This window comes from Alteromonas sp. 009811495 (genome assembly GCF_028865455.1).
GTDB lineage: Bacteria > Pseudomonadota > Gammaproteobacteria > Enterobacterales > Alteromonadaceae > Alteromonas.
On the sequence record NZ_CP113972.1, the window covers coordinates 4,062,382 to 4,079,978 of the forward strand.

Consider the following 17,597-nt stretch of genomic DNA (forward strand, 5'->3'; position numbering starts at 1 on the left):
TATTCAACCTTAGTAATCTGTTGTTGAGATAAAGTAAGTTTATCACTACACTTTAGTCTTGTATAAGACATAAGTTATTATAGCGACCAAACATTGTCAACAAAGTGTTAACAAACTTATTGAGATACGACAAAAAGCCGCAAGTGGAGCCTAGATAGCTACAACTTGTTGGGCGATAGAATGTGACTGAGAGTAGGTAGAGAGGAATAACTCGGCTAATCAATAGGATTTGACCAGCCGTTTATCAAAGACAAACACAGAATCATTTTGAAGAAATGATGAACGCGTTAATCCAACTCAACTTGATAGTGATAATGATCGGTGCGGCATTTACTCTCTCGATACTCGATAAGCTTACCGTCGATAGATTCGGTTACGCGCGTGACTAAAAGTAATGGTGCACCTTTTTCAACAGAAAGGCTTTTTGCATCACTCTTTGTTGCCAGCACAGCTTTGATACTGTCTCGCGTTTTAAATACGGTTTGGTTGTAATCAGTTTGGTAGAAGTGATAAAGCGTATGCGGAATATCTTCGCGCTTATCAATATCGGCGAATAACTTACTTGGTAGATAAATGGTTTCTAACATACAGAATTCATTATCTAAAATACGTCTTCGCTTAAGCTTTATCACTTTGTCTTTTGCTGAAATAGCCAGCGCTTCTTGAACTGCTTCAGTAGGCTCAATTTGTTCTTTACTGAGCAACTCTGCTTTTGGCAGGTCAGCACCTTTGCCATCAGCTTGCAGAGGAAAAAAGCGAAAGAGTGCATCTTGGGCGGTGTGCTCAGACACGAAGGTACCGACGCCTTGTCTACGGGTCACAATTTTTGTATCAGTGAGCAACGTAAGCGCCTTTCTCACCGTTCCCTGACTCACTTTAAATTCGTCGGCAAGTTTAAATTCACTGGGTAACATCTCGCCAGGTTGCCACCTACGCTCTACAATAAGTTGCTTTATATACTCGGCAACCTGTTGGTACAAAGGCTGGAAAGCAAGACTTGGACCGCCAAGCTTGTGGTCAAATTGAGATGTCGACATGAAACCGTAACCTAATGCTTATTATTCTGTTGTTATATCATACACAAGAGTTATAGCGCATTTTTGATTTAAATCACATACATCGTAGGAATTACACTAGATGCTACTGGAAACACTCGTGACCATGTTTGCCCTGTTAGGTCTCGCTACCGTACTACAAACGCTTAGCGGCTTTGGGTTTGGCTTGATGGTAGTATCTAGCTTTACGTTATTTAATATTATGCCGCTGACAGCCACCACGTTTTTAGTCAGTTTCTTGAGCCTATTTAACTCTGTATCGCTTGTGATTAAGAACACACACCAAGTGAACAAGCGTGCCTTCTCGATTATGTTGTTAAGTGGTGTGCCATTTATGGCAGTAGGCTATGCGTTATTGGAGTATCTCTCTAGCAACATGACAACCTGGCTAAACTTATTACTCGGTATTGCCATACTCAGCTGTTGTTTGTTGCTTTTGATTAAAAGAACAAAAGCGCCCGCTTCTGGCCGAGACTCTGCTTTTGCGATAGCCGGCACTGTTGGCGGGCTTTTAGGCGGGTTGTTTTCGACATTTGGCCCTCCTGTTGTTTTCCAGTGTTATAGACAGAATTGGCCAATCAACGAAATTCGCTTTACGTTATTAGCGGTATTTAGTGTTACCGCACTTATTCGCCTATGTATTGTTCCTTTTGGCACACTACCTACTTATGACGTTGTGATCGCCTGCGCTTGTTCCATCCCGGTCATCCTGATTTTTACTCGCGTTGGTCGATTACTTGCCGCTAAAGTAGAACCTAAAACCGTTCGCGCCATCGCCCTTGCTATGCTTGCTATCAGCGGCCTGACTTTAATCGTACAAAATGCCCCTACCTAACACCAATCCATATAGGCGATTATCTTTTCATCAGCGCTCACTGGCTTTTAGTTTATTGTTATAAAATACCAAATGCACATTGACACCAAAGTTACATTTCATTAACTTATGTCTTATATAAGACATAAAGAGTAGTGTACTAATGAGCAATGCCTTTAACACAGTAGAGCCAGACTGGAACAGCATCGAACCCGCGGATATTGTCCAGACACCTTATTTAGCAAGTGATGATATGCTTGTTGTACCTACTCAATATGGTCAACTTAAGTTGTCTATAAGTCAGTTTGGTCTGCGTATTCAAAACACTGATGACGACCAACACGTCTACGGCATGCTCACTGGCAAGTGTGAAAATGAGACACTGGTATTTTCTGGCGATAAAGATCACTGCACATTACTTGGTGGTGACTATCGTCTCGAGTTGTTCGCTTCTCCGCTTCACTTTAAGCTCTACAAAAACGACGAACTCGTACAGCAAAGTGCGACTGATGGGCATTTTGTGCGACAGCACCGCCTTCCCCCGTTTGCTAAAACTAATGGTCAATGGATTGTGTGTCTTGAACTTGGCTATGATGAAGCGGTATTCGGCCTTGGGGAAAAATGGGCTAAGCTGGACAAACGCGGCCAGCTCGTTCGGTCATACAATCATGATGCGCTCGGTGTGAATGCCGAAAAGTCTTATAAAAACACGCCATACGCGTGGAGTCCGCAAGGCTGGAATTTATTTATCCATACCCCTTCCCCTGTTACTCACGGTGTTGGTTACGCCCTATGGTCGCAGCGCGCTTATGTATGCGTTGTTGAAGATGCACTGTTAGATATGTTCCTTTACCACGAGGCGACGCCAGCTAAAAGCATTCATACTTACAGTCAACTTACCGGCTTCGCTCCTACACCACCGACATGGAGCTTAGGCGTTATTCTCTCAAAAGCGTACTACAAAGACGCCGAAGAACTCTTGGCAGTTGCACGAGAAGTGCGCGAGAAAGAGATGCCTTGTGACGTAATCACCTTAGATGGCAGAGCGTGGCAGGATACTGATACGCGCTTCGCTTTTGAGTGGGACCCGAAACGTTACGCAGATCCAAAGCCCGTCATTGACGAGCTAAAAGCGCTAGGCTTCAAGATTTGTGTGTGGGAATACCCGATGATTTCGGTCAAAAACCCACTCTTTAAAAAAGCAGCAGACAACGGTTGGCTGATTAAAGATAAGCGAACGGGTGAAGCCTATCGCTATGAGTGGGATTTAAGCCCGTTTGGCGAAGTGCTTACGCCCCTTCCCGACTCAGGTATTCTGGACTTCACGCACCCAGAGGCCTACGAGTTTTGGCGAGAGTCACATAAGCCTTTGTTTGAGTTGGGTGTCGATATGATTAAAGCCGATTTTGGTGAGCAAATCGAAGATGACAACATGCTGTCATACAGTGGCGACTCAGGTAATCGCCTGCATAATGTTTATAGTAAGTTGTACAACCAATGCGTTTATGAGGCTGCTCAGAAGTATTGTAAAACCGGCCCCTTTCTTTTTAGTCGTTCAGCGTGGACAGGAAGTCAGCGCTATCCTTCACAATGGGGAGGCGATCCGCAAGCTGACTGGCACGGTCTCTCGGCGAGTATCCGAGGTAGTTTGTCTTGGGGCATGTCAGGCGGTCCTTTTTTTGCCACTGATATAGGCGGCTTTTATAAAGATACTCGCGATGCAGAGCTATATGTGCGCTGGACTCAAGCTTCTGTATTCAGTGCTCACATGCGTCTTCACGGCATAGGCCCTCGCGAACCCTGGTCGTATGGCGACGCTGCGTCAGCCGCTGTGTTTGAAGCATTGAAGCTGCGCTACCGATTAATTCCCTATTTACAAAAAACAGCCGAGCAAGCTTCAGTATCTGGCTTACCAGTGCAAAGAGCTATGGCGTTGGCATTTCCCGACGAACCGTTAGCGCATGCTTTCGAACAGCAATTTATGTGTGGCGATGACCTGTTGGTTGTACCCTGTGTCGTGCCCGGTGGCAAAATAAAATACTACTTACCCAAGGGCGAATGGGTGCGCCTTGGCACGAATGAGGTATTAACCGGTGGCGATTATAAAGAAGCCATACTGGCGCTAAATGAAATGGCAGTGTTTATACCCAAAGGTAAGCACATTACTTTTGGACCAGAGGTTCAACACACCGATATGGACATGTCTGACACCACTGTGTGGCCAGCGCAGTAGTTCACAAGGAGCAGTTCATGGATATCACCCTCACCCTTTTATCATGCATCGCGTTTATGGCGCTCGTTGCTGTTATCTCTTACATGAAAACAAAAGGCGAGGTAAATACACAAGATGGGTATTTCCTTGCGGGGCGGGGGCTGACTGGTACCTTTATTGCCGGCTCCATGATTTTAACAAACCTTTCAGCCGAACAACTTATTGGTCTCAATGGCTCGGCGTTTGGCTACAACCTAAGCGCAATGGCATGGGAAGTCACCGCGGGCGTTTCAACCATTATTATGGCGCTTATCTTTCTACCTCGCTATTTAGCCGGTGCATTTTCAACGCTGCCAGAATTTTTACGCGATCGCTTTGACGATAGTGTGCGTCGAATGACAGTGGTACTGTTTATGGTTGGCTACTCGCTTGTCACCATTCCTTCTGTGCTTTACTCAGGCTCAATTGCGGTACTTCGCTTATTTGATGTGCCAGGGCTTTTCAACATAAGTTATGAAGCCAGTCTGATTCTCACAATTGTTATAGTTGGCACTATTGGTGCGCTTTACGCCATATTCGGCGGCCTTAAGGCAGTGGCAGTGTCTGACACTATTAACGGCATTGGCCTGCTTATCGTTGGATTACTTGTCCCTGTTTTAGGGCTTATTGCCTTGGGAGAAGGTAATTTCAGCGATGGTCTTGCAACAATTGCCACCACTGAAACGGAAAAGCTGAATGCCATAGGCAGCGCGGAAGACCCTGTGCCTTTTGGCACCATATTTACGGGTATGATTTTGGCTAACCTTTTTTATTGGGGAACAAATCAGTACGTTATCCAACGAACGCTGGGTGCAAAGAACCTTGTTGAGGGTCAAAAAGGCGTTCTATTTTCAGGTTATTTCAAAGTGCTAGTGCCCTTTATGATGATGCTCCCCGGTGTCATTGCCTACCATCTTTATCAAGACGACAACTTACAAACTATCGACTTGGCATACCCGCACTTAGTGAAAGATGTGCTTCCACAATACCTATCTGGTTTCTTTCTAGCGGTTTTATTGGGCGCGGTCTTCAGCTCATTTAATTCTCTGCTTAACAGTGCGGCAACCTTGTTTTGCTTAGATGTCTACAAGCCACTTAAGAAAGATAAGGTAAGTGATGAAAAACTTATCCGCGTGGCCAAGATAACAAGCTTGGTTATCGCCATTCTCTCGTTTATTACTGCGCCGCTATTAATGTTAGCACCCGAGGGCTTGTGGCAAATAATTCGAATATTCACCGGCTTTTATAATATTCCGGTTATCACTATTGTACTTGTTGGGCTATTTACGAAACGCGTGCCAGCGCTAGCTGCCAAGGTCGCCATTGTGTTTCATGTAATCGCTTATGGTCTATTGAAGTTTGTTTGGGACGTTGAGATAAACTTCATCCACATCTACGCCGTTTTGTTTGCAATTGAGTTAGCCATTATGCTGGTTATAGGCAAACTCTACCCTATGGCGACACCATGGCAATTTATCCCCAAAGCCGAAGTTAATATGACGCCGTGGCGATACGCTATTCCTTGCGCTATTGTGCTTGTGAGCCTAATTGCCACACTCTACCTAATGTTTTCTCCTATCGGCTTTGTGGGAGGCTTAAGTAGTGCTTTCACTCCCATTTTATTAACACTTTGGGCCACTTGCTTTATTGCAGTGGGTGTAAGTCTCAAGTGGTGGAGAGTGAAGTATGAGAACGGCTTAAAGCGACTGGCGAGCGCCACGTCGCAATAAGTCAAACGCGAGGCGTCTGCCTCGCTCCCCTTATCAATTTCTGCGCTGTATAGAAAAAACACAAAAAAATTAACATAGCGTTTGCAAATCACTTAACAATTGTTTAACTTAATCACTCTTATATAAGACATTAGATGCAAGATAACTCTTATACATAAGACCGTTTATTTAAAATGAAAATCGCGTAGCGCTGTACCCTACGCCGCGACAATAAAAACCAAGCACTTTTTACCTTCATACGTTCACGCCTTGCTTGATACCGAAGGATGAAAAGCGCGATAAGCGAAACACCCCTGGAGAACAACATGAAAACAAGAAGGTCGATTGTAAGCCGAGCGGTTACGCTCGCAATGACATGTGGATTACTCGTAAGTGCACATGGTTATGCGCAAGACGCAGAACAAACCGAAGCGCAAAACGATGAAAAATCATTTGAACAAATTGTCGTTACATCGCAAAAGCGCGTTCAGAGTATCAGCGATGTGCCTGTTGCTGTTTCGGTATTGCGCGGTGATCAAATTGAATCGGCCTTCGCCAATAATGTTGAAAACTTGCAAGCACTTGTACCTTCAGTAAGCTTTAGAAAAGGAACAACTACCCGTAATTCAGCACTTACTGTTCGAGGTATTGGTACTATTTCATTTAGTATTGCTGCCGAGCCCAGTGTTGCTACAGTCGTTGATGGGGTTGTGTTAGGTCGTTCAGGCCAAGCATTTGCCGACCTATATGATGTGGATAGAATTGAAGTGCTACGTGGCGCGCAAGGAACGCTTTTTGGTAAAAACGCCTCTGCGGGCGTGGTTAACATTACCACAAAAGATCCTTCTCAAGAGCTGACTGGCAGCTTATCTACCGAGTTTTATCAAGACAATGAATATCGTTTAAAAGGTACCGTAAGTGGCGGCCTAACCGATGAGCTTTCAGCAAGCTTGACGTTATTCCAAGGTAAGTTCGATGGTTACATCGACAATGTATATAACAACGAAAAGGTTAATGGCTACGATCGCGAAGGTGCTCGCGCAGTCGTGCTATATGAGCCCGCAGACGACTTGACCGTTAAATTTATCGGTGAATTCTATAGTGCAGATGATGATTGCTGTGCTGATTTAGAAGGTCTCCCAAGTGGCAGAAACCCTGACTCTAAAGCTGCACCAAACAGCAATGGCATCGTTGATGGCGTTGCCGATATAGACCTTGACCAGCGTCGAATCGATCATGATTTTGAGTCTCGTACTATTGATGATCATTCAGCGTTCTCAGTACAGGTAGATAAAACGGTAGGTGACTACACGTACACATCAATTACTGCACAGCGTTCGTGGGAAAACACCGAATACCGAGAGGGTGACTTTACGTCTATCGCGGGCGATAGCAACGAACCTGTATTTGGCGTACCTTTTCAATTACACGATGTAGGCCCTCAAGAGTGGAGCCAGTTTTCTCAAGAGTTCCGCGTAGCATCTAATTTAGACGGTCCGTTTAATTTCTTGGCAGGCCTTTTCTACTGGAACATGGACTCTGAGCGTAACTTTACGCGTGATGCGAGCTGTCAAAATAACAACGGGCAACTTGATCAAGCCCTTACATTTTACGCAGAGAATAATTTATCAGGTGACGCACTAAGCACTGCACTTGGTGATTTAGACGCTTATGCCGCTTCACTAGGTGTAAGTTGTAATGCAAATGATATTGTCTCAGCAACGGCGTACATGAGTACAGAGTTTAATAACTGGGCACTTTATGGCGATGGCACCTATGACATTAGCGATGACATGCGTCTTATTTTCGGCTTGCGCTATACCGACGACGAAGTGTCTTACACCCATCGTCGTGTCAATAACGACGAATATGGTCGCCGTGGCGTAGGTGTGCGTCCGGCTACTGAAAATACTGACACTCAGGGCAGCGTAGATGAAACCAATCTATCAGGACGTATTGGTATTCAATATGATGTCGCCCAAGGGCAGATGATTTATGGTATGTACTCTCAGGGTTATAAAGGCCCTGGCTTCAACGTTTACTATAACTTCAATCCCGCAAATGATGGGCGTCCTATCGGCGCAGAAGAGTCTGATGCATTTGAAATTGGGTACAAATACGCTAGCCGCGATGTACTATTTAACGTTGCATTATTTACCACTGACATTGAAGGTTTCCAAGCGAATAACTTCGATTGTTCAGACGGTGCCTGTATTACGCGTTTAACCAATGCCGGAAATGTTACTACACAAGGTATTGAAGTTGATTTCATGTGGAATGCTACGGAAAACCTAACCTTAATCGGTGGTGCCGCGTACACGAAGGCAGAAATCGACGAGTTTAATTGCCCAGTAGAAGTAGACCCTGACGCATGTACTGACCGTTCAGGTCTGGATGTGCCGTTCTCACCTGATATGAAGTACTCCTTATCAGCAGAGTACTTTATGGAAACGTCACACGGTTTTGACGTGTATTACAACGCATCATACGTGTATACCGATGAGCAATATTCTGACCTGCCAGGTAATACCGGTAACTTCAACCCCGCATCACTGTTGCCAGATTACAACATGCTTAATGCGAGCATAGGCTTGTCGTTCAAAGATGATGCGTTCCGCGTGTCATTGATAGCAAAGAACTTGTTGGATGACAGCTATGCAACTACGTATAGCGGTGACAATTTCCGTTACCAAATTCCGCGTGATGCAGACCGTTATTTCGGTGTGGCGTTTAAAGCACAGTTCTAATTATTTTTGTAAACCGTGTGTGTTCATTAGGGGCGTCTAACGCCCCTTTTTTTATTACTAGGTGAGTTCGTCGTGCTGATGATCATGCGCATGAGTATGAAGATTGTCCGGCTCATCACGACAAGGCTCGCCAGGCAATTCAAACTCAATCGTTGTGTGAGCAAGATTGAATGGCGCCAACAGAGAATTTACTTGGCGCTTCAGTTCGCGAAGCGTGTCATTACTAATACTGCAGTCAATAACAACATGCGCAGTTAACACATGCTGCTCCCCATCTAACGACCAAAAGTGTACGTGGTGAATCTCATCAACGTGTTTTATTGACAGTAGCGCTTCGCTGATCGCTTCCCTCACTTTTATATCTGGCACACCTTGCAGGAATAGTCCCATCGTTTGCACAACGTATCGCACCACATTAATTAGAATGAAGAGTGTAAAAACAATAGAGAGGATAGGATCAAGAATGGGCCAATGGACAAAGTGCAATACAATCGCGACAACCAACACTGCCACCCACCCCATGGTGTCTTCTATTAAATGCCAATTGAGCACCTTCTCATTCATAGAATGACCGCCGTGGAGTTTGTACGCGGCAAAACCATTAACCGCAATACCCATTATTGCAAGTCCAATCATGCCTTGTGTCATTGGCATTTCAGGTTCCATTAATCGCGGAATCGCCTCAGATAACACCCAAACAGAACCTATCACCAAGATAACACCGTTAATCATAGCGCCCATTAAACTCAGCCGTTTAAAGCCATAGGAATACTTTTGTGTAGCCGCTTTTTTGCCCAGCTTACTTAAGTACCACGCTAAACCAATGGACAAAGAATCACCTAAGTCATGTACGGCATCAGCCATAATGGCGACACTGTTGGTTAGCCAACCACCTACAAACTCGATAATGGTGAAAATAAAGTTCAGCCAAAATGCCCAACCAATACGCGTTGTGTCGGCATTATCAACGTCATGAGCATGTGCATGGGAATGATGATGGTGATGCATGGTTAATTCTCTGCAAAGGGAATGCTACAGCATACACAAAAAAGCGCATTTGGCCCTAATACACGGTAGATAAAGCCCAAAGCTTCCTCTAGCCCAAGGAGATTGCTCTATGGATTGTTATTATCAATTAACACTGGACACGATAATTTGTAAACAGTGCGTGAACTGAGCAACAGCAAATTTTAAACTTTTGGATAAAATAACGCTGAAGGCCTTTAAAAATAATGAGCACAAGCAAATTTTTCAGAAAAAACGCATTTTGCAAATGTTAAAATTTTGAGAACAGTATTGATCTTTACGTGTCAGTGGCTTAATGTAATGTAAGCGCTTTCAAGACAGCCGTTTTTATTTAACCCAATTTGTAAGCGCTTACAAAACGCTTTTTACGTGGCCATCGCCGCAACATAACAACCTAATTTCTTTGGATCAGGGCTGAAAATAATGACTAAAAAAGCAACTCAACTTACGCGGATAGCTGCCGCGTTATCAGTCACAACCCTATTTGGCTGCGGTGGTGGATCAACCACTTCCACCGATATCAACGTTGTCGACCCAGTAGAGCCAGTATCAGACTGGCAACTCGTGTGGGCTGATGAATTTGACGGTACCAGTATTGATGATGATAACTGGACACACGAAGTTAACTGCGAAGGTGGCGGTAATAACGAAGCGCAATGTTATACCGACAGTGCAGATAACTCATATGTATCAGAAGGTAGCTTAAAAATTGTTGCCTTGCCAGCTGAGGAAGGTGCACAAAAACCTTATACGTCAGCACGCTTAAACACACGCTACAAAGCAGATTTCAAATATGGCCGTATTGAAATGCGCGCTAAAATGCCATCAGGTCAAGGCAGCTGGCCAGCGTTCTGGATGATGCCTACTGATGAAGTATATGGCGGATGGCCTCGTTCTGGTGAAATCGACATTGTTGAGGCAGTTAACCTAAAAGCTGCTGATATCGATGGTAATCCAGAAAACCACATTTACGGTACGTTGCATTATGGTCAGGAATGGCCGAATAACGACAGTTCAGGACAAGCCTACTCATTGCCAAGCGGCGCGAACCCTGCCGACGATTTCCATACTTATGCTATTGAATGGCAAGAAGGTGAAATTCGCTGGTATATGGATGGCTATCTATATGCAACGCAACGTCGCTCAGAAGTTCGTTACAACGCCAATGGTGATGCAACCGGTTTATCGCATCGCGGTTGGTATGCTGAGTACTATGAGCAAGGTACTGGTGAGCTTACAACGCATTGGGACAATGCCCCTTTCGACCAAGAATTCCATTTAATTCTTAACTTAGCGGTTGGCGGTGCATGGCCGGAAGCGGTAAATGAAACAGGTATTGATGCTGCTGCTTTTGCAGACGGTCAGACCTATGAAATTGATTACGTTCGCGTATACGAATGTGCGTCTGATCCAGAGACAGGCAAAGGTTGTGAGACCGTTCGCCCTGGATACGATTCACTGGAAGATGCACTTGTAGAAGGTGCTGCTCCTATTCCTACGCCACCATCAACAGGTATTGCTCAAGACCTTACCATATTCGACGGCACACCGAACCCGAACTGGCCAGCATGGGATTGCTGTGGTGGCACAACGCCAGCACTTGTTGAAGACGCAGACGAAGGTCAAGTTTACGAATTCTCTATTGGCGAAGCGCCAACCGTAATGGGCTTTATTAGCCGCGCTCAATTCATTACCGATCCAGAAGGTGAAGCGTCACCGTTTGATGCATCGCCTATGGAAGAAACTGGTAGCGTTAAGTTCGACTTGAAAGTTGTTTCACTACCGAACAATGCAACAACTAACTGGTTGTTCAAAATTGAAAGTAGTGAAGGCTCTACTGCGGCTGAGCTGCCATTGATGGATGGTTATGTTGGCCCAGCAGACGTAGCCGGTGCAACACCAGAACAAGGTGTATGGGAGTCGTACGAGTTCCCACTGAGCACACTAGCGGCAGCGGGCTTGGATACAAGTGCAATTGACGTAATCATGGTATTTCCTGCGTGGGATACAGGTAACGGCGCAACGTATCGCATGACCAATGTTGAAATTTCACAAGAAGGCGGCGCTAGCTACCCAGAGCTTGTTATCTTTGAAGACGGTCAAAACCCAGACTGGCCAATGTGGGATTGCTGCGGTGGTTCTACACCAACAGAAGAAATGGATGACGAAGACCACGGTCTAACTGCTGAGTTTAGAATTGGCGCAGATCCTACAGTAATGGGCTTCATTACTCGTCCAGCAGCAGGTGGTGGCGATACACCGTTTGACGCAACGGCACTAACTGATGGCGGTCTACTACAATTTGAAATGCGTGTTGTTAATGCACCAAGCAACCCTGATGCTTCATGGTTATTTAAAATTGAATCTAATGACGCTGCGACAGCTGTTGAGCTTCCTCTTGCAGAAAGTGTTGAAGGTCAAGCACCTGTAGAGGGTGAGTGGCGGACTTACACATTCACGCTGTCAGATCTACAAGCACGTGGGCTAGATGTAAGCGCGATTGACGTCATCATGGTATTCCCAGCTTGGGGTACAGGTGAAGGTGCAGTATACCGCCTAGACAACGTTAAGTTTTTCCACCCTGATAGCGGTGAAGCACCAGCGGGCGGCATTACGTTGTTTGCTGATACTGCCGCTGACCAATGGTCAATTTGGGATTGCTGTGGTGGTTCTACACCAACTGAAGAGGTCGACGATGCCGATCACGGTACAGTTGCCGAATTCCGTATCGGCGGTACGCCAACGGTAATGGGCTTCCTTGCTGATGAAGGTACTTCTTATGATGCATCAGCACTGCTATCAACTGGCGTTGTTCGCTTTGAAATGAAAGTCAGCGCTATGCCAAATGATGCATCAGCACCGTGGTTATTCAAAATTGAGTCGATAGGCGCATCTACTGCGGTTGAGTTGGCGATGTCAGCCAGTGTGGAAGGTGCAGACCCTGTTGAAGGTGAATGGCAGACTTATACATTCCCACTTCAAACGCTATACGATGCAGGCTTAGACATCAGTGCTATCAACGTGATCATGATGTTCCCAGCTTGGGGACAGGGTGAAGGCGCAGTCTATCGTGTGGACAACCTTGAAATAGCAGCGCAGTAACAAAGCAACTGCCGCTTGTAACAGTGCAGGCGGCAGTCTTGAATTGATAAGAATTAGTAGGGCAATTATGAAACGCACAACTTTTAAAAAGACCCAGCTTGCCACATCAATGGCTTTGTTGATGGGCTCATCCCTTGCATTTCCTACCTTTGCACAAGAAGCAGAAACAGCTGAACCGTCTGAAGGTGAAGTAGAAGTTATCCAGGTTAGCGGTATACGCGGTAGTATGATGCGCTCGATGGATCTTAAGCGCAGTTCTAATGGTGTTGTTGATGCTATCTCTGCAGAAGAACTGGGTAAGTTTCCAGACACCAACCTTGCAGAAGCACTGCAACGTATAACCGGTGTGACAATAAGCCGTAACAATGGTGAAGGTAGCCAAATCACTGTTCGTGGTTTTGGTCCAGAATTCAACCTAGTTACACTAAACGGCCGCCAAATGCCGGGTACAGGTTTCACCCGTTCATTTGATTTGGCCAACTTGTCTTCAGAAGGCGTGAACACGCTTGAGTTACAGAAGACAGCACGCGCTGAAAATCCCAGTGGTGGTCTAGGTGCGACAGTGAATATCATCACTATGAAGCCGCTTTCTCAACCTGGCCAAAACGCAACCATCTCTGTGAAAGGCATTTATGACTCGTCAAACGAAGAAGGCGACGATGTAACACCAGAAATTGCGGGTGTATACAGCAACACCTTTGCCGACGATATGTTTGGTTTTGGTTTGTCTTTCTCACATCAAGAGCGTGACTTCCAACAACAATCTGCAAATATTCAAGGCTGGCAGCTACAAGAAAATAGTGCGCTTCCAGAACTTGATGCGGCAAACGTTATTGATAATCGTACGAACCTTACCGATGTCGCTTTCTTCCCGAAAGATATGAACTATGGTATCAGCGACGTACAGCGTGAGCGTCAAAATGCGCAAGCGACATTCCAATTCCGTCCTGTAGATAACTTCACTGCGACCGTTGATTACACAGCATCACGTGCCACTACTGGTACTAACTCTGTGGGTTGGGGTATCTGGAACAACTTCGGTGCTAACATTAATGCTTATGAGCTAGATGAAAACGGCACTGCAGTTTATGCTGATATTAGTGGTGATGACGGTTCATTCACTGCAAGCCGCAACACAACACGCGTAGATGCTCGCTCATTAGGTGTAAACCTAGACTGGATGGTAAACGACGACTGGCACTTCAAGCTTGACTACCATGACTCGTACAACAAAACAGACAATGGTTATGACAAAGGTCTAGGCAGTGCTGGACAAGTTATTCTTGGCTCTAATCAGCTAGAATCAAAAGTGTACGACTTCCGTTCAGGCGAAATCCCACAAGTTTTCGTAAACTGGAACAACGGTACCAACGAAATTCTACCTAGCGAGATTGACTCAAACTTCAGTCAATTCATCTACTCGCCTGGTCGCTCTGATATTGAACAACTTCAACTTGATGGTACGTGGTACAACTCTGCGTTCGATATCCCGCTTGTTAAAGTCGACTTTGGAGTTGCACGCACTGAACAAGCGCTTAGCGGCTTTACTGCGTGGAGCGGTTTACGTGGTGGTCCGGGCTTTAACCCATCATTTACACAAATTTTCCCTGATAGCATGTTTATTCGCAACGACACCTCAGGCTTCTTAGATGCCTTTGACGGTGGCGGTGCAGGTATGAATCCAGGGTACTACTATACCTTCAACTTTGATGAAGCCATTGCCCGTCAGTTGGCGTTTATCACTGCTGACGTAGTAGGTGAAGGCAACGCTTACTCTATTGACCCATACTTTATGGGTGCACCGTCAGTCAGTAACGTTGAAGAGATCACAGACTCAATATACGTACAAACTGAGTGGGATTTCGAAGTAGGTGACTACCTTGTGCAAATTAATGCAGGTGTTCGCTACGAAGAAACCGAAGTACCAAGTTCTGCGGAAGTACGTGTACCAGTTCAGGTTAACTGGGTAGCGGCGTCTGAGTGGATCACGCAGTTTGAAGATGACTTGCAGTTACAAGACTTCACCGGTGAGTACGACGTTGTATTACCAATGTTCGACGTAAAAGTAGATGTAACCGACGACATCGTGGCGCGATTCTCGTGGGGTAAATCAATTACGCGTGCTCCGATTGGTCTACTGCAAGGCGGTCTGTCGTTTAGCGGAAGCCCGAAAATTGGCGCGCGTACCGCATCAGCAGGCAACACAAGTCTATTGCCATTCGAGTCGAGCAACATAGACCTATCGTTAGAATGGTACTACGACGATGCAAGCTATGCGGCTGTAGGCTTATTCAGAAAGTCTGTTGAAAACTATATTACAACAACAGGCCAAGACAGACAGTTCGAAGGACTACGTGATATCTATCAAGGTCCTCGCTGGAACGAAGCGGTAAGCGCGCTGGAAGCTGCCGGTGAACAAGCTACTGATAGCGCCATCTACGATTACTTTGTTCAAAATGGCTATGCCGATGAAAATGGTGTTGTGACGCCAAATGCTGATGATCCGCTAATTACATGGCGCACCACTCAGCCTGGTAACTCAAGCGACTCTAAGACGGTTGAGGGTATCGAACTTGCTATTCAACATACGTTTGGCGACACCGGCTTCGGCTTTGGTGCAAACGCTACGCTTGTTGACGGTGATGTGGAGTACGACCCATATAACCTTGGTGAGCAAGATCCGCTAGTAGGTATCAGTGACTCGGCTAACTTCCAAGTTTTCTATGAAAAAGAGGGTCTGTCAGTAAAAGTTACCTATGCGTGGCGTTCAGACTATGTCGTTGGTATTGGTCAAGCGCAAGGTTCATCTGACAACCCTGCCACCCAATTTGATACGTTTGGCCAAGTTGACGCAAGCATCAACTATGACGTAAACGAAAACCTAACGGTATTCCTTGAAGGTGTGAACATCAACGATGAAACCGAACGTGGTTACGGCCGCTTTGAAGAGCAATTCTTGTTTGCTCGTCAATACGGACCTCGTTATACCTTAGGTGCCAGATATACCTTTTAAAACGTGTGTTCTCGTGTGAGTTCAGGCCGCTTTATAGCGGCCTTTTTTGTGTCAGTGAAGTAAGTTTCACTATTCCAAAGTCATTAATTTAACACCACTCAAATTTAGTATAAAATCGCTATGGGATGATTTTCTCAACAATTCACAAAGGAAAAAGGGAATAGTGTGAAAAAACTTAATAATAAAAAAGTACTTTCAGCGGTATCACTTCTAACAGCAATATGTATAACATCCGGGTGTGCAACAACTTCTTCTCAAGTCGTTGAAACTCCAAAAGTTAACAGCTACAACACACAGTATACTGGCGAGAAGAAAAAACTTGTCGTTGGGCAGTTTGTTAATCGTTCAAGTTTTCAAAACGGTATCTTTTCTAATGGACAAGACCGTTTGGGTAGCCAAGCTAAAACAACCCTCATGAGCCACCTACAGCAGACTAATCGCTTTAGTGTTTTAGATAGGGACAATATGAACCTGCTGGCGGAAGAAGCGCAGCGTACAGGTACAGAACAAAAAATTTCAGGCGCACGCTTTGTTATAACGGGGGACGTTACAGAGTTCGGTCGTAAAGCCATTGGTGATAAACAACTTTTCGGCATTCTCGGCAAAGGTAAGTCACAGATAGCTTACGCTAAAGTTACTTTGAACGTTGTAGATGTAACAACATCAGAAGTTGTTTACTCAGTCACCGGAGCTGGTGAGTATAGCCTATCAGAACGCGAGGTGATCGGTTTTGGTAGTACTGCAAGTTATGATGCTACATTGAACGGAAAAGTTCTTGATTTAGCAATAAGAGAGTCAGTTAACAATTTGGTTAACGGTATTGAATCTGGCGCATGGAAAATATAACAATGAAAAAAATAATTTTTTCTTTCGCTCTAGTACTGGGTTTGGTTGGTTGTAAGACTACTGAGCCGCTTTATTACTATGGTGAATACAATACGGCCGTATACAGCTACTTTAAAGGCGAAGACACTACGCTAGAAGAGCAAATACTGGCACTTGAGGAAACAATTGAACTAGCTGTCGCTCAGAATAAAAGTATCGCTCCCGGCATCCATGCTCATTTGGGCATGCTGTACTTTGAAACAGGAAATGCGGCTTTAGGTGAGCAGCACTTTGAGACAGAGAAACAACTGTTCCCTGAGTCGCAACAGTACATTGATTTCTTGCTAAGTTCAGCCAAAGGAGCATAGCACATGACTATTCGTTTAATTTCTATAATGACTATGTTGGTAGCGCTTACGGCTTGCGTAAGCATGCCACCAGCGCATGATTATACTGCTTTTAAAGCTGCCAACCCTCAGTCTGTTATCGTTCTACCTCCTGTCAACAATACGCCTGAAGTGGTTGCTCCTTACAGTGTGATGACTCAACTTGCGACCCCTATCGCTGAGTCTGGATACTATGTTTTCCCGGTCGCTATCGTTAATCAAACTTTCGCGAACAATGGACTCACTGAAGCTACTGACATCCATGCTGTACCTCCGACAAAGCTCAATGAGATTTTTGGTGCAGATACAGCGCTGTATGTCACTATTGAGGATTATGGTACGAGTTATGTTGTTATCTCTAGCGAAACCCGCGTTACCGTAACCGCTTCTTTGGTAGATCTACGGTCAGGTGAAATGCTTTGGACAGGTAAAGCAAGCGCCTCTAGTGCTGAACAGCAAAACTCAAATAGCGGAGGCCTTGTTGGCATGTTAGTTCAAGCTGCTGTGAGTCAAATCTTCGAAACAGTTACCGACAAAGGTTTTGAAATTGCAGCGCTAACTTCTACACGTTTATTATCAGCTGAAAGCTACAATGGCCTTTTGTATGGACCTCGCTCACCAAAATACGGGCAACCCGTTCCAAGTGAGAAGAAGTAGTTTTTAACTATA

General features: G+C 45.2%; 11 protein-coding genes. 9 read left to right on the top strand and 2 right to left on the bottom strand.

What is annotated here, in order from left to right:
- Positions 1-287: 287 nt before the first annotated feature.
- The gene (locus tag OZ660_RS18250; RefSeq protein ID WP_202262772.1) at positions 288-1,037 is read right to left on the bottom strand and encodes a GntR family transcriptional regulator; all 750 of its coding nucleotides are present in this window, start codon (positions 1,035-1,037) and stop codon (positions 288-290) included.
- A 100-nt stretch (positions 1,038-1,137) separates the two neighbouring features.
- Between OZ660_RS18250 and OZ660_RS18255 the strand changes: the two genes are divergently transcribed.
- The 4 genes from OZ660_RS18255 (at position 1,138) to OZ660_RS18270 (ending at position 8,576) form a co-directional block, all read left to right on the top strand.
- Entirely contained in the window at positions 1,138-1,890 is a 753-nt protein-coding gene (locus OZ660_RS18255; protein ID WP_274741919.1) for a sulfite exporter TauE/SafE family protein, read from the top strand.
- A 142-nt stretch (positions 1,891-2,032) separates the two neighbouring features.
- Positions 2,033-4,102: a glycoside hydrolase family 31 protein gene (locus tag OZ660_RS18260; RefSeq protein ID WP_274741920.1), complete on the top strand. Its 2,070-nt coding sequence runs from the start codon at positions 2,033-2,035 to the stop codon at positions 4,100-4,102.
- Positions 4,103-4,119: 17 nt separating this feature from the next.
- Entirely contained in the window at positions 4,120-5,850 is a 1,731-nt protein-coding gene (locus OZ660_RS18265; RefSeq protein ID WP_274741921.1) for a solute:sodium symporter family transporter, read from the top strand.
- Positions 5,851-6,155: 305 nt separating this feature from the next.
- Complete coding sequence (locus OZ660_RS18270; protein ID WP_274741922.1) at positions 6,156-8,576, top strand: TonB-dependent receptor; 2,421 nt, start codon at positions 6,156-6,158, stop codon at positions 8,574-8,576.
- A gap of 57 nt (positions 8,577-8,633) precedes the next feature.
- On the opposite strand, the gene OZ660_RS18275 is transcribed toward OZ660_RS18270, so the two are convergent.
- On the bottom strand, positions 8,634-9,584 hold the full coding sequence (locus OZ660_RS18275) for a cation diffusion facilitator family transporter (RefSeq protein ID WP_274741923.1): 951 nt from the start codon (positions 9,582-9,584) through the stop codon (positions 8,634-8,636).
- A gap of 441 nt (positions 9,585-10,025) precedes the next feature.
- Between OZ660_RS18275 and OZ660_RS18280 the strand changes: the two genes are divergently transcribed.
- The 5 genes from OZ660_RS18280 (at position 10,026) to OZ660_RS18300 (ending at position 17,585) form a co-directional block, all read left to right on the top strand.
- Positions 10,026-12,704: a glycoside hydrolase family 16 protein gene (locus OZ660_RS18280; RefSeq protein WP_274741924.1), complete on the top strand. Its 2,679-nt coding sequence runs from the start codon at positions 10,026-10,028 to the stop codon at positions 12,702-12,704.
- A gap of 67 nt (positions 12,705-12,771) precedes the next feature.
- Positions 12,772-15,717, top strand: a complete 2,946-nt coding sequence (locus tag OZ660_RS18285) for a TonB-dependent receptor (protein WP_202262779.1) — start codon at positions 12,772-12,774, stop codon at positions 15,715-15,717.
- 219 nt (positions 15,718-15,936) lie between these two features.
- Positions 15,937-16,563 carry a CsgG/HfaB family protein gene (locus OZ660_RS18290; RefSeq protein WP_342455375.1) on the top strand — a complete coding sequence of 209 codons (627 nt, stop codon included), beginning with the start codon at positions 15,937-15,939 and terminating at the stop codon, positions 16,561-16,563.
- A 2-nt stretch (positions 16,564-16,565) separates the two neighbouring features.
- Positions 16,566-16,910, top strand: coding sequence for a DUF4810 domain-containing protein (locus OZ660_RS18295; RefSeq protein ID WP_274741927.1), 345 nt, complete (start codon positions 16,566-16,568; stop codon positions 16,908-16,910).
- A gap of 3 nt (positions 16,911-16,913) precedes the next feature.
- The gene (locus OZ660_RS18300; RefSeq protein WP_274741928.1) at positions 16,914-17,585 is read left to right on the top strand and encodes a DUF799 domain-containing protein; all 672 of its coding nucleotides are present in this window, start codon (positions 16,914-16,916) and stop codon (positions 17,583-17,585) included.
- Positions 17,586-17,597: the final 12 nt, after the last annotated feature.

Coding starts and splice junctions, on each gene's coding strand:
- OZ660_RS18250 (WP_202262772.1), bottom strand. CDS start 1,037: ATGTCGACATCTCAATTTGACCACAAGCTTGGCGGTCCAAGTCTTGCT.
- OZ660_RS18275 (WP_274741923.1), bottom strand. CDS start 9,584: ATGCATCACCATCATCATTCCCATGCACATGCTCATGACGTTGATAAT.
- OZ660_RS18280 (WP_274741924.1), top strand. CDS start 10,026: ATGACTAAAAAAGCAACTCAACTTACGCGGATAGCTGCCGCGTTATCA.
- OZ660_RS18260 (WP_274741920.1), top strand. CDS start 2,033: ATGAGCAATGCCTTTAACACAGTAGAGCCAGACTGGAACAGCATCGAA.
- OZ660_RS18295 (WP_274741927.1), top strand. CDS start 16,566: ATGAAAAAAATAATTTTTTCTTTCGCTCTAGTACTGGGTTTGGTTGGT.
- OZ660_RS18285 (WP_202262779.1), top strand. CDS start 12,772: ATGAAACGCACAACTTTTAAAAAGACCCAGCTTGCCACATCAATGGCT.
- OZ660_RS18300 (WP_274741928.1), top strand. CDS start 16,914: ATGACTATTCGTTTAATTTCTATAATGACTATGTTGGTAGCGCTTACG.
- OZ660_RS18255 (WP_274741919.1), top strand. CDS start 1,138: ATGCTACTGGAAACACTCGTGACCATGTTTGCCCTGTTAGGTCTCGCT.
- OZ660_RS18270 (WP_274741922.1), top strand. CDS start 6,156: ATGAAAACAAGAAGGTCGATTGTAAGCCGAGCGGTTACGCTCGCAATG.
- OZ660_RS18265 (WP_274741921.1), top strand. CDS start 4,120: ATGGATATCACCCTCACCCTTTTATCATGCATCGCGTTTATGGCGCTC.